Genomic DNA, 12,785 nt, shown 5'->3' with positions numbered 1-12,785 from the left:
GGAGGCCAAACGATGGCTGAGAGTGAAAGCGGCGCCGACAAGAGTGAGGAACCCACTAGTAAGCGCCTGGAAGAGGCGCGCAAGAAAGGGCAGATCGCCCGTTCCAAGGAGCTCAACACCCTGGCGGTGACCTTCGCCGGGGCCGCTGCGCTGCTGATCTTCGGGGCATATATGGGCGACGCCATGCTGGGCTTGATGCGCGGCAATTTCTCTCTGCCGCGCGAGGTGCTGCAGGACGAGGGCGCCATGGCGCGGCAGCTATTGGGCAGTGGCATGCATGCATTACTGGCGCTGCAGCCCTTCCTCATCGTCTTGCTGATTGCTTCCATCATCGGTCCGATTGCCTTGGGCGGCTGGCTGTTCTCGGGTGAGGCGTTGCTGCCCAAGTTCAGTCGCATGAACCCGTTGCAGGGGCTCAAGCGCATGTTTTCGGCTCATGCCCTGGTGGAGTTGCTCAAGGCGCTGGCCAAGTTTGTGATCATCCTCATGGTCGCGCTGCTGGTCCTCAAGTCAGATCAGGACGATCTGATGGCTATCGCCAACGAGCCGGTCGAATCTGCCATTCTGCACGCCATGTGGGTCACGGGATGGAGCCTGTTGTGGCTGGCTTGTGGCTTGATCCTGATCGCTGCGGTGGATGTGCCGTTTCAGCTCTGGGATACCAAGCAGAAGCTGATGATGACCAAGCAGGAAGTGCGCGACGAGTACAAGGACAGTGAGGGCAAGCCCGAGGTCAAGTCGAAGATTCGCCAGTTGCAGCGGCAGATGGCCGAGCGGCGAATGATGCAGCAGGTGCCTGAAGCCGATGTGGTGATCACCAACCCGACGCACTTTGCGGTGGCGCTCAAGTACGACCCGGCCAAGGGCAATGCCCCCGTACTGCTAGCCAAGGGTGGCGACTTCCTGGCACTGAAGATTCGCGAAATCGCCCAGGAGCATCAAGTGACATTGCTGGAGTCGCCGGGGCTGGCGCGGGCGGTGTACTACTCCACAGAGGTGGACCAGGAGATTCCTGCCGGCCTCTACCTGGCCGTGGCCCAGGTGCTGGCCTACGTCTATCAACTCAAGCAGTTCCGTGCCGGCAAGGGCAAACGTCCGGGGCCGCTGCCGGACCTGCCGATTCCCGCAGATCTGCGCCGCGACGAATAGAACGGCTACAACCGCATAGCGGACTCCAGGCGGCAGCAGAGTTGGCTCGCTTGAAGCGCTGGGCATCGGCGTAGCGCACCCTGATCTGGAGGTTGTCTGTCTGTTCTGGGCGTTCTGGAACGCTTCTTGCCATTACCCCGTTAGGGCGCAGCTTCGCGTCAAAAGATTGAATCGGCTGGGGTAGGGACGTGGCAGTAGATCGGGCGCAAATCATCGGAGATGTACGCAGCAATCTGGCGGGGCTGCGCCAGGGCAATCTGGGTATTCCGTTGCTGCTGCTGGTCATGCTGGCCATGGTCATGCTGCCGATCCCGCCGTTCCTGCTCGACGTGTTGTTCACCTTCAGCATTGCCTTGTCCATCGTCGTTCTGCTGGTGGCGATCTACGCCCTGCGCCCGCTGGACTTCGCCGTTTTCCCAACGGTTCTGCTGGCCGCCACCTTGCTGCGTCTGGCGCTTAACGTTGCCTCCACGCGCGTGGTGCTGCTCAATGGCCAGGATGGCCACGATGCTGCGGGCAAGGTGATCCAGGCGTTCGGCGAGGTGGTGATCGGCGGCAACTACGTGGTCGGTATCGTGGTGTTCGCCATCCTGATGATCATCAACTTCGTGGTGGTCACCAAGGGTGCCGGGCGGATTTCCGAGGTGAGCGCGCGTTTCACCCTGGATGCGATGCCGGGCAAGCAGATGGCCATCGACGCTGATCTAAACGCTGGCCTGATCGATCAGGCAGAGGCCAAGAAGCGGCGTAGCGAAGTGGCGCAGGAGGCCGATTTCTACGGCTCCATGGACGGTGCTTCGAAGTTCGTTCGTGGCGATGCAATCGCCGGCCTGCTGATTCTGTTCATCAACCTGATCGGCGGTATCGCCATCGGCGTTGCACAGCACGATCTGGCGTTTTCCGAGGCCGGGCGGATTTACACCCTGCTGACCATCGGTGACGGCCTGGTGGCGCAAATTCCCTCGCTGCTGCTGTCGACTGCTGCCGCCATCATGGTGACTCGCGTCTCGACCTCCGAGGACATGGGCCAGCAGGTAGGTCGGCAGATGTTTGCCTCGCCGCGAGCCTTGGCCGTGGCTGCGGCCATCATGATCGCCATGGGTCTGGTGCCGGGCATGCCGCATTTCTCCTTCATCAGCCTGGGCCTGGCGGCAGCCGGTGCGGCCTACTGGATTGCGCACAAGCAGCGCAAGACCAAGGAAGCCGAGGTGCGTGAAGTACAGCGCCAGCAGGAACTGCTGCCGGCGCAGAAGGCCCAGGAGGTCAAGGAGCTGGGCTGGGATGACGTGACGCCGGTGGATATGGTCGGTCTGGAGGTGGGCTATCGCCTGATCCCGCTGGTCGACCGCAATCAGGGTGGCCAGTTACTGGCGAGGATCAAGGGGGTGCGCAAGAAGCTGTCCCAGGAGATGGGCTTTCTGATGCCCTCGGTGCATATCCGCGACAACCTGGATCTGCTGCCCAATGCCTATCGCCTGACCCTGATGGGCGTCAGCGTGGCTGAGGCCGAGGTGTATCCGGAGCGTGAGCTGGCGATCAATCCTGGCCAGGTGTTCGGCACGCTCAACGGCATTGCCGCCAAGGATCCGGCGTTCGGCCTGGAGGCGGTGTGGATCGATCCAAGCCAGCGTGATCAGGCCCAGTCCCTCGGTTATACCGTGGTGGACGCCAGTACCGTGGTCGCCACGCACCTCAACCAGGTCTTGCACAAGCACGCGCATGAGCTGCTCGGTCACGAGGAAGTCCAACAGCTCCTGCAATTGCTGGCCAAGAGCTCGCCCAAGCTGGCCGAGGAGCTGGTGCCGGGCATGATCTCGCTGTCCACGCTGCTCAAGGTGTTGCAGACCCTGCTGCAGGAACAGGTGCCGGTACGTGATATCCGCAGCATTGCCGAGGCGATCTCCAACGTGGCCGGAAAGAGTCAAGATCCCGCCGCCATGGTGGCAGCGGTGCGCGTCGCACTGTCGCGCGCCATCGTGCAAAGCATTGTGGGACTAGAGGCGGAGCTGCCTGTGATCACCTTGGAGCCCAGGTTGGAACAGTTATTGCTGAATAGCTTGCAGAAGGCCGGTCAGGGCTCCGAGGACGGCATCCTCCTCGAACCCGGCATGGCCGAGAAGCTGCAGCGCTCCCTGGTGGATGCGGCGCAGCGCCAGGAAATGCTCGGCAAACCGGTGATTCTGCTGGTAGCCGGCCCGGTTCGAGCGATGATGTCGCGTTTTGCGCGCCTCGCGGTACCGAGCATGCATGTACTGGCTTACCAGGAAATACCGGACAACAAGCAGGTCACGATCGTCGCTACGGTCGGCCAGAACTGAGGGCGCTAAGCCATGCAAGTCAAACGCTTCTTCGCAGCCGATATGCGTACCGCCATGAAACTGGTGCGCGATGAACTGGGCGCCGATGCCTCGATCATCGGCAACCGCCGTGTGGCGGGTGGTGTGGAGCTGACCGCTGCACTGGACTACCAGCCGGTTGTACCTGCCCGCCAGCCCAACCCGGAGCTCGAAGCCGAGCTGCGCAAGACCCAGGCGAAGATCGCCCATGCCCAGGCCGAACTGGCCACCCGTGCAGTGGCTGATGAGCGAAAGGACCGCCAGCTGTTCGCCAACGAATCGTTGATTGCCCCTGAGCTGCCGGCTACTGCAGTCAAGGCGCAACGTCCGGTAACGGCGCAGTCGCCGGTCATGCCCGGCAGCGCTGCAGTCGACCAGCGCGCGCTGGATGCCATGCGCTTCGAGTTGCATGGCTTGCGTGAACTGATCGAGGTGCAGCTGGGCTCCATCGCCTGGGGGCAGATGCAGAATCGCAAGCCGCAGCAGGCCAACCTGTGGCGTCGCCTGCAGCGTATGGGGCTGCCGGCGGATCTGTCGAAGAGCCTGCTGGAGCGGGTGGCCAATGTTGCCGAGCCGCGCCAGGCCTGGCGCATGCTGCTGGCACACCTGGCCCATGCGGTCAAAACCCCGAAAGTGGAGCCGCTGGAGGAGGGTGGGGTGATTGCGCTGGTCGGCCCGGCCGGCATGGGCAAGACCACGACCCTGGCCAAGCTGGCTGCACGTTATGTGCTGAAATACGGCCCGCAGAGCATTGCCCTGGTCAGCATGGACAGCTTCCGCATTGGCGCCCAGGAGCAGATCAAGACTCTTGGCCGCATCCTCAATGTGCCGGTGACTCAGGTTGAGCCTGGTCAGTCGCTGTCTCAGGCCCTGGCTCCTCTGTCCCGCAAGCGCGTGGTACTGGTTGATACCGCAGGCCTGCCCGGCAATGACCCGGCCCTGCGCCTGCAGCTGGAAAGCCTGGCGGCCCGTGGCGTGCAGGCGAAGAACTATCTGGTGCTGGCTGCCACCAGCCAGGCACAGGTGCTCAAGGCGGCTTACCACAGCTACAAGCGCTGTGGTCTGGCCGGCTGCATCCTGAGCAAGGTGGACGAGACGGCCAGCCTCGGCGAAGCATTGGGGCTGGCTATCAGCCAGCATCTACCGGTAGCCTATCTGGCTGATGGGCCGAAAATTCCGGATGATCTTCAGGTGCCGCGTAGTCACCAGCTGGTGAGTCGTGCCGTTAGCCTGCAAACTGCGGAAGATCCGAGCGAGGAAGCCATGGCGGATATGTTCGCCGGCCTTTACCACCACCCAGAGCGGCGCGTGGGATAGGGCAGGCGATAGCGCTCAAGGCGTTCTAGTGTGTAGGAAAGGGTCGGTGTAGTTGCCCGACCAGCCCAGACCGGCAAGACAAGGTAAGAGAAGAACATGGGTAGTATGCATCCCGTACAGGTGATCGCGGTAACTGGCGGCAAGGGCGGCGTCGGCAAGACCAACGTGTCGGTGAATCTGTCGCTGGCCCTGGCTGACCTCGGGCGCCGGGTCATGCTGATGGACGCCGACCTGGGCCTGGCCAACGTCGATGTGCTGCTCGGCCTGACCCCGAAGCGCACCCTGGCCGACGTGATCAACGGTGAGTGCGATCTCAAGGACGTGCTGCTCCAAGGGCCCGGCGGCATCCGTATCGTGCCCGCCGCTTCCGGTACCCAGAGCATGGTGCAGTTGTCGCCTGTGCAGCATGCCGGTTTGATTCAGGCCTTCAGCGACATCAGCGACAACCTTGATGTGCTGGTGATTGATACCGCGGCCGGTATTGGCGATGGTGTGGTCAGTTTCGTGCGCGCCGCTCAGGAAGTGTTGGTGGTGGTGTGCGACGAACCGACGTCGATTACCGACGCCTATGCCCTGATCAAGCTGCTCAACCGCGACTTCGGCATGAACCGTTTCCGCGTGCTGGCCAATATGGCTCATAGCCCGCAGGAAGGTCGCAATCTCTTTGCTAAGCTGACCAAGGTAACCGACCGTTTCCTCGATGTGGCTTTGCAGTACGTAGGCGCCGTTCCCTACGACGAGTCCGTCCGCAAAGCCGTGCAGAAACAGCGCGCGGTATATGAAGCCTTCCCGCGCTCGAAATGCGCACTGGCGTTCAAGGCGATCGCCCAGAAAGTCGACACCTGGCCACTACCGGCCAATCCGCGCGGCCATCTGGAGTTTTTCGTTGAGCGTCTGGTGCAGCAGCCGATCGCGGGGACGACTGTATGACAGCAGCCAGTGGACTTCGCATGTACAACAAGGCGCAGGCCCAGGACTCTCAACATCAGCTGATCGAGCGCTATGCGCCTCTGGTCAAGCGAATCGCATATCACCTCTTGGCACGCTTGCCAGCTAGTGTGCAGGTGGATGACCTGATCCAGGCCGGCATGATCGGTCTGCTGGAAGCGTCAAAAAAATACGATGGCGGCAAAGGTGCCAGCTTCGAAACCTATGCCGGCATTCGCATCCGCGGCGCCATGCTTGACGAGGTGCGCAAGGGCGACTGGGCACCTCGTTCCGTACACCGCAATACCCGTATGGTCAGCGACGCCATCCGGGTAATTGAGGCTCGAACGGGAAGAGACGCTAAAGATCAAGAAGTTGCGGCCGAACTCCAATTGAGTCTCGAGGATTACTACGGCATTCTTGGCGACACTTTGGGCAGCCGCCTGTTCAGCTTCGACGACCTTGTTCAGGACGGCGAGCACGGTGGTCTGCACGAAGATGCCAGCAGCCACGGTGGGCCTCTGCACGGTCTGGAAGACGAGCGCTTTCAGGCAGCTTTGGCCGATGCCATTGCCAACCTGCCGGAGCGAGAGCGTCTGGTCCTGGCGCTTTATTACGATGAAGAACTGAACTTGAAGGAAATCGGTGAAGTACTGGGGGTCAGCGAATCCCGGGTCAGCCAGTTGCATAGCCAGTGCGCCGCGCGTCTGCGGGCTCGGCTTGGCGAGTGGCGTGCCAACTGAATCCACCGATTCCATGATTTGCGGCGCCTGTGTATACGCAGGCGTTTAGGACTGTACGGAGGTCTGACTTGGACAAGAACATGAAAATCCTCATCGTTGATGATTTTTCGACGATGCGACGGATCATCAAGAACCTCCTGCGCGATCTGGGGTTCACCAACACCGCCGAGGCTGATGATGGCGTAACGGCTCTGCCGATGCTGCAAAGCGGCAGCTTCGACTTCCTGGTGACCGACTGGAACATGCCCGGTATGACTGGGATCGATCTGCTGCGCGCGGTGCGTGCTGATGAGCGCCTGAAAACCCTGCCGGTGCTGATGGTGACCGCCGAAGCCAAGCGCGACCAGATCATCGAGGCGGCCCAGGCCGGTGTAAACGGCTATGTGGTCAAGCCGTTCACGGCCCAGGTACTGAAGGAGAAGATCGAGAAGATCTTCGAACGAGTTAACGGCTGATGTTCGCCGCGAGGGCGCTATGGCAAACGATGATTCCTCTCTGGGCGAACTCGAGTCGACCCTGAAAGTCCATGCCACTCAGCTCGTCGAAAGCCTGGAAAAGGGCCGGTTCGGCGAGGCGGTGCAGCTGATCCATGAGCTCAACAAAGCGCGCGATCATGGTCTGTACCAAGAGGTCGGCAAGCTCACCCGCGAGTTGCACAACGCAATAGTCAACTTCCAGATCGACCCGCGCATGCCAGAGGCCAAGGAGATCTCGCAGATCACCGATGCCACTGAGCGGTTGTCCTATGTCGTGCAGATGACGGAGAAAGCAGCCAATCGCACGATGGATCTGGTCGAACAGAGTGCACCGCTGGTCAACGATCTCGGCGACGAGGCCAGAGGCCTTTCTGCCGACTGGGGCAAGTTCATGCGCCGGGAAATGGGCGCCGATGCCTTCCGTGATCTAGCCAAGCGCATCGAGCTGTTCCTCGCTCGTAGCGAGCGCGACAGCCAGAAGCTGTCGGGCCAGCTCAACGATATTCTGCTGGCGCAGGACTATCAGGATCTGACCGGGCAGGTGATTAAGCGCGTGACGCAGCTGGTGACCGAGGTCGAGAGTAACCTGCTCAAACTGGTTCTGATGGCCAGCCACGTTGATCGTTTCGCCGGCATCCAGCATGACCATCAGCAGCTGCGTGCCGAGCAAGAACAACAAAAAGAGCCTTCCAAGGGTGAAGGTCCGCAGATTCATGCCGATAAGCGTGAAGACGTCGCCTCCAGCCAGGACGATGTTGACGATCTGCTATCCAGCCTTGGTTTTTAGGGCTCTAACAGAGCCTTTGGAGCGCACCGATGAGCTTCGACGCCGATGAAGAAATCCTCCAGGACTTCCTGGTAGAGGCCGGCGAAATTCTTGAGCAACTGTCCGAACAACTGGTCGAGCTGGAGAGCCGCCCGGATGACATGGATCTGCTCAATGCGATCTTCCGCGGCTTTCACACCGTCAAAGGTGGCGCCGGATTTCTCCAGCTCAACGAGCTGGTCGAGTGCTGTCATATCGCGGAGAACGTCTTCGACATCCTGCGCAAGGGCGAGCGCCGCGTAAATGCGGAGCTGATGGATGTAGTGCTCCAGGCCCTGGATGCGGTGAACGAGATGTTCAGTCAGGTACGTGAGCGCTCTGAACCCACGCCTGCATCTCCAGAGCTGCTTGCCGCTCTGTCGCGGCTGGCCGAGCCGGAGGGCGCCGAGGAACAGAGTGTCGAGCCTGTAGCGGAGCTCGAGGTAGAAGCGGAGCCACTGGCAGAGGGCGGTGATATTACCGACAGCGAATTCGAGCACTTGCTCGATGCCATCGGTGAGCAACCTGCAGCTGAGAGCGCCTCGGCTGCTACCGGCGATGAAATCACTGACGACGAGTTCGAGGCACTGCTCGACCAGTTGCATGGTAAGGGCAAGTTTGCTGAGCCGGTCGCCGTGGCTGCTGTAGCGGCACCAGCAGCCCCTGCAACAACTGCAGGTGGTGACGAGATCACTGATGACGAGTTTGAAGCGCTACTCGATCAGCTGCATGGCAAAGGCAAATTTTCCGAACCGGCAGCCGATGTGCCGGCTGCCAGCGTTCCCGCCGCACCTGTCCCGGGTGGTGGCGACAACATCACCGATGATGAATTCGAATCGCTGCTTGATGAGTTGCACGGTAAGGGCAAATTCTCTGCGCCGGCACAGGAACCGGTAGCCCCCTCGGCTCCGGTAGCCAAGCCTGCTGCCGCTGCCACTCCGGCTAAGAAGGTTGAGCCAGCTAAACCTGCTGCCAAGCCTGTTGCCAAGGCGGAGCCTGCCAAGTCGACTGCACCGGCTCCTGCTGCTGCCGCGCCTGCAGCCAGCGAAGCGGAAACCACAGTACGGGTCGATACCGCGCGCCTGGACGAGATCATGAATATGGTCGGCGAACTGGTGCTGGTGCGTAACCGCCTGGTGCGCCTTGGCCTGAACAGTGGTGACGAGGCCATGGCCAAGGCCGTGTCCAACCTCGATGTGGTTACCGCGGATCTGCAGACTTCAGTGATGAAGACCCGCATGCAGCCAATCAAGAAGGTATTCGGTCGCTTCCCGCGCCTGGTTCGCGACCTGGCACGCAACCTGAAGAAAGAGATCAACCTGGAGCTGATCGGCGAAGAGACCGACCTCGACAAGAACCTGGTTGAGGCCCTGGCCGATCCGCTGGTGCACTTGGTTCGTAACGCCGTCGACCACGGTATTGAAGGGCCGGACGAGCGCGAAGCGGCAGGCAAGGCCCGTGGTGGTAAGGTGGTTTTGTCTGCGGAGCAGGAGGGCGACCACATCCTGCTGTCGATTTCCGATGACGGTAAAGGCATGGACCCGGAAATCCTCCGTGCCAAAGCGGTGGAGAAGGGACTGCTGGACAAGGACGCCGCGGATCGCCTGAGCGAGAGCGAGTGCTACAACCTGATCTTCGCTCCCGGCTTCTCGACCAAGACCGAAATTTCCGATGTGTCCGGCCGTGGCGTCGGCATGGACGTGGTAAAAACCAAGATCTCCCAGCTCAACGGCATCATCAACGTGCATTCGGCCAAGGGCCAGGGCTCGAAGATCATCATCAAGGTGCCGCTGACCTTGGCGATCATGCCGACGCTGATGGTGATGCTGGGTACTCAGGCCTTTGCCTTCCCGCTGGTCAACGTCAACGAGATCTTCCATTTGGATCTGTCGCGCACCAATGTGGTCGATGGCCAGGAAGTGGTCATCGTGCGCGACAAGGCGTTGCCGCTGTTCTACCTCAAGCGTTGGCTGGTCAATGGTGCCTCCAACGAGGAGCAGCGTGAGGGGCATGTGGTGATCCTCACGGTTGGCAGCCAGCGCATCGGCTTTGTCGTCGATCAACTGGTTGGGCAGGAAGAGGTGGTAATTAAGCCACTCGGCAAGATGCTGCAGGGTACGCCCGGAATGTCCGGCGCTACCATCACCGGTGACGGTCGCATCGCCCTCATTCTCGACGTGCCCAGTATGCTCAAGCGCTACGCGCGTCGCCTCTGACCGAATTCCGACCGGCTGGGCCGGTCGCTCTGGAGTGTTTATGGCAGTCAAAGTCCTGGTGGTGGATGACTCCGGCTTCTTCCGCCGCCGGGTCTCGGAAATTCTTTCCGCCGACCCTGAAATCAAGGTGGTCGGTACCGCCACCAACGGCCGCGAAGCCATCGATCAGGCGCTGGCGCTCAAGCCGGACGTGATCACCATGGATTACGAGATGCCGATGATGGACGGCATCACTGCGGTGCGGAACATCATGCAGCGTTGTCCGACGCCGGTACTGATGTTCTCCTCGCTGACCCACGAGGGCGCTCGCGTCACCCTCGATGCGCTGGATGCCGGCGCGGTGGACTACCTGCCGAAGAATTTCGAAGACATCTCGCGCAATCCGGAGAAGGTCAAAGCCATGCTGTGCGAGAAGGTGCATACCATCGCACGTAGCAATCGCCGCTTCAGTACCTTCAGTCCGCCGCCTGCGGCCGCGCCAGCCTCGGCAACAGCTCGCCCGGCAAGCCCGGCGTCGCCGATGCCCACTACCCGTACCAGCACTGCCCCTGCCGCTCCGACTGGCAGCAGTGCTGCCCCAAAACGTAAAGCCTACCGGCTGGTCGCTATCGGTACCTCTACCGGTGGCCCGGTAGCGCTGCAGCGGGTGCTGACTCAGCTGCCGGCCAATTTTCCAGCGCCCATCCTGCTGATCCAGCACATGCCAGCCGCCTTTACCAAAGCCTTCGCCGAGCGGCTGGATAAGCTGTGCCGCATTTCCGTCAAGGAAGCTGAAGATGGTGATGTGCTGCGTCCTGGTTTGGCTCTGCTGGCACCGGGGGGCAAACAGATGATGGTCGACCCCCGCGGTGCGGTGCGCATTCTGCCGGGAGATGAGCGCCTGAATTACAAACCCTGTGTCGATATCACCTTCGGCTCGGCTGCCAAGTCGTTCGGCGACAAGGTATTGGCGGTTGTGCTGACCGGCATGGGTGCCGATGGTCGCGAGGGCGCGCGCCTGCTCAAGCAGGGGGGGGCTCAGGTCTGGGCACAGGATGAGGCCAGCTGTGTGATCTATGGCATGCCGATGGCGGTCGTGAAAGCCAATCTGGCCGATGCGGTGTATAGCCTGGACGACATTGGCCGGCATCTGGCCGAGGTCTGCGTCTGATGGATGTACTCAGCCTCATTGGCGTGATCCTGGCATTTGTCGCCATCATCGGTGGCAACTACCTGGAGGGCGGCCATGCGGGCGCCTTGCTCAATGGGCCTGCGGCGCTGATTGTGATTGGGGGCACCCTAGGGGCTGCTTTTCTCCAGGCGCCGATGAATGTGTTCAAGCGCTCGCTGGCGATTTTGCGCTGGATCCTTTTCCCCCCGCATATCGATCTGGCCGGCGGTATCAACCGCGTGGTCGGCTGGAGCATGAGTGCGCGCAAGGAGGGGCTGCTCGGGCTGGAGCCTGTGGCCGATGCAGAGCCCGACCCCTATGCGCGCAAGGGTTTGCAGCTGCTGGTCGACGGCACCGAGCCGGAGGCTATTCGCAGCATCCTCGAGGTCGATCTTTACACTCAGGAGGCGCGGGATATCCAGGCAGCCAAGGTCTACGAGAGCATGGGCGGTTATGCGCCGACCATCGGTATCATCGGCGCGGTGATGGGGCTGATTCACGTAATGGGCAACCTGGCCGACCCGAGCAAGTTGGGCAGCGGCATTGCTGTGGCCTTTGTCGCGACCATTTACGGCGTGGCTTTTGCCAACCTTTTGTTGCTGCCGGTGGGCAACAAGCTCAAGGCTATCGCCATGCGCCAGTCGCGTTATCGAGAAATGCTGCTGGAGGGCATTCTCTCCATCGCCGAGGGCGAGAACCCGCGCTCCATTGAGCTGAAGCTGCAAGGCTTCATGGATTGACCCCATGCCTCGGCGCCGTCATCACGAAGAGCATGAAAATCACGAGCGTTGGTTGGTTTCCTACGCGGACTTCATCACCCTGCTTTTCGCTTTCTTCGTGGTGATGTACTCGATCTCCTCGATTAACGAGGGCAAGTACAAAGTGCTCTCGGAAAGCCTGGTAGGCGTGTTCAGTGAGCCTGAGCGAGCGATAAAGCCCATACCTATTGGCGATGAGCGGCCTCGCACCACCGAGCCGGATCGCTTGATGATCGAGGACAACCCCAACAGCAGTAGTAGTGCGGAGCCGAGTGACCCGCTGCAAGAGATCGCTTCGAGCATGCGCGATGCCTTTGGCGATCTCATAGCCGCCGAGCAACTGACCGTGCGCGGCAATGAGTTGTGGGTGGAGATCGAGCTGAATTCGAGCCTGCTGTTTCCCAGCGGCGACGCTATTCCCAACGAGATGGCCTTTATCCTGATCGAGAAGGTGGCCAAGATCCTCGCGCCTTACGAAAACCCTGTGCATGTAGAGGGTTTTACCGACAATCTGCCGATCAACACGACGCAGTTCCCTAGCAACTGGGAGCTGTCGGCGGCGCGGGCCGCAAGCATTGTGCGCATGTTGGCAATGGATGGCGTCAAAGAAGGACGTCTGGCGGCTGTAGGGTATGGCGAATTTCAGCCGGTGGCGGACAATGCGACTGCCGAGGGTAGGGCACGCAATCGGCGGGTCGTGCTGGTGATCTCGCGCAACCTGGATGTGCGACGTAGCATCAGTGGTGTGGGGGCTGGCAATGCTCGGCCGGATGCCGCGCTGCAGCGCGCTGGCACGCAACCTGCACCGACTCCCTCTGTAGTGACACCTCCGACTGGTGGTGCCAATAATTCGACGCCTTCACCATGAGGCACCATCCCATTCTCGGTTGGGCGACGGCCATGCCGGG

11 protein-coding genes are annotated in these 12,785 nt (G+C 61.1%); all 11 read left to right on the top strand.

Features of this window, described 5'->3' with window-relative positions; translation table 11 throughout:
- Positions 1–12: 12 nt before the first annotated feature.
- The 11 genes from flhB to motD all read left to right on the top strand — a co-directional run bounded on the left by flhB (position 13) and on the right by motD (position 12,745).
- Entirely contained in the window at positions 13–1,149 is a 1,137-nt protein-coding gene (gene flhB / locus P7A97_RS04790; protein ID WP_277688806.1) for a flagellar biosynthesis protein FlhB, read from the top strand.
- 188 nt (positions 1,150–1,337) lie between these two features.
- Entirely contained in the window at positions 1,338–3,467 is a 2,130-nt protein-coding gene (gene flhA / locus P7A97_RS04785) for a flagellar biosynthesis protein FlhA (protein WP_277688805.1), read from the top strand.
- A 12-nt stretch (positions 3,468–3,479) separates the two neighbouring features.
- On the top strand, positions 3,480–4,802 hold the full coding sequence (gene flhF / locus P7A97_RS04780; RefSeq protein WP_277688804.1) for a flagellar biosynthesis protein FlhF: 1,323 nt from the start codon (positions 3,480–3,482) through the stop codon (positions 4,800–4,802).
- Between the two features lie 96 nt (positions 4,803–4,898).
- Complete coding sequence (gene fleN / locus P7A97_RS04775; protein ID WP_277688803.1) at positions 4,899–5,732, top strand: flagellar synthesis regulator FleN; 834 nt, start codon at positions 4,899–4,901, stop codon at positions 5,730–5,732.
- Entirely contained in the window at positions 5,729–6,472 is a 744-nt protein-coding gene (fliA, locus tag P7A97_RS04770) for an RNA polymerase sigma factor FliA (RefSeq protein ID WP_277688802.1), read from the top strand. Before fleN ends, fliA begins: the two co-directional genes overlap by 4 nt.
- An 80-nt stretch (positions 6,473–6,552) precedes the next feature.
- On the top strand, positions 6,553–6,927 hold the full coding sequence (locus P7A97_RS04765; protein WP_178091816.1) for a chemotaxis response regulator CheY: 375 nt from the start codon (positions 6,553–6,555) through the stop codon (positions 6,925–6,927).
- A 19-nt stretch (positions 6,928–6,946) separates the two neighbouring features.
- On the top strand, positions 6,947–7,735 hold the full coding sequence (locus P7A97_RS04760; protein ID WP_277688801.1) for a protein phosphatase CheZ: 789 nt from the start codon (positions 6,947–6,949) through the stop codon (positions 7,733–7,735).
- A gap of 29 nt (positions 7,736–7,764) precedes the next feature.
- Complete coding sequence (locus P7A97_RS04755) at positions 7,765–9,969, top strand: chemotaxis protein CheA (protein WP_277688800.1); 2,205 nt, start codon at positions 7,765–7,767, stop codon at positions 9,967–9,969.
- 40 nt (positions 9,970–10,009) lie between these two features.
- Complete coding sequence (locus P7A97_RS04750; RefSeq protein WP_277688799.1) at positions 10,010–11,119, top strand: chemotaxis response regulator protein-glutamate methylesterase; 1,110 nt, start codon at positions 10,010–10,012, stop codon at positions 11,117–11,119.
- On the top strand, positions 11,119–11,859 hold the full coding sequence (locus P7A97_RS04745; RefSeq protein ID WP_277688798.1) for a flagellar motor protein: 741 nt from the start codon (positions 11,119–11,121) through the stop codon (positions 11,857–11,859). The genes P7A97_RS04750 and P7A97_RS04745 overlap by 1 nt, the downstream gene beginning before the upstream one ends.
- 4 nt (positions 11,860–11,863) lie before the next feature.
- Complete coding sequence (motD, locus tag P7A97_RS04740) at positions 11,864–12,745, top strand: flagellar motor protein MotD (RefSeq protein ID WP_277688797.1); 882 nt, start codon at positions 11,864–11,866, stop codon at positions 12,743–12,745.
- Positions 12,746–12,785 lie beyond the last annotated feature (40 nt).

Source organism: Pseudomonas sp. GOM6, assembly GCF_029537485.1.
Taxonomy (GTDB): Bacteria; Pseudomonadota; Gammaproteobacteria; order Pseudomonadales; family Pseudomonadaceae; genus Aquipseudomonas.
Note: the sequence above shows the minus strand (reverse complement) of the source record. Positions and strands in the feature narration are given on the sequence as shown.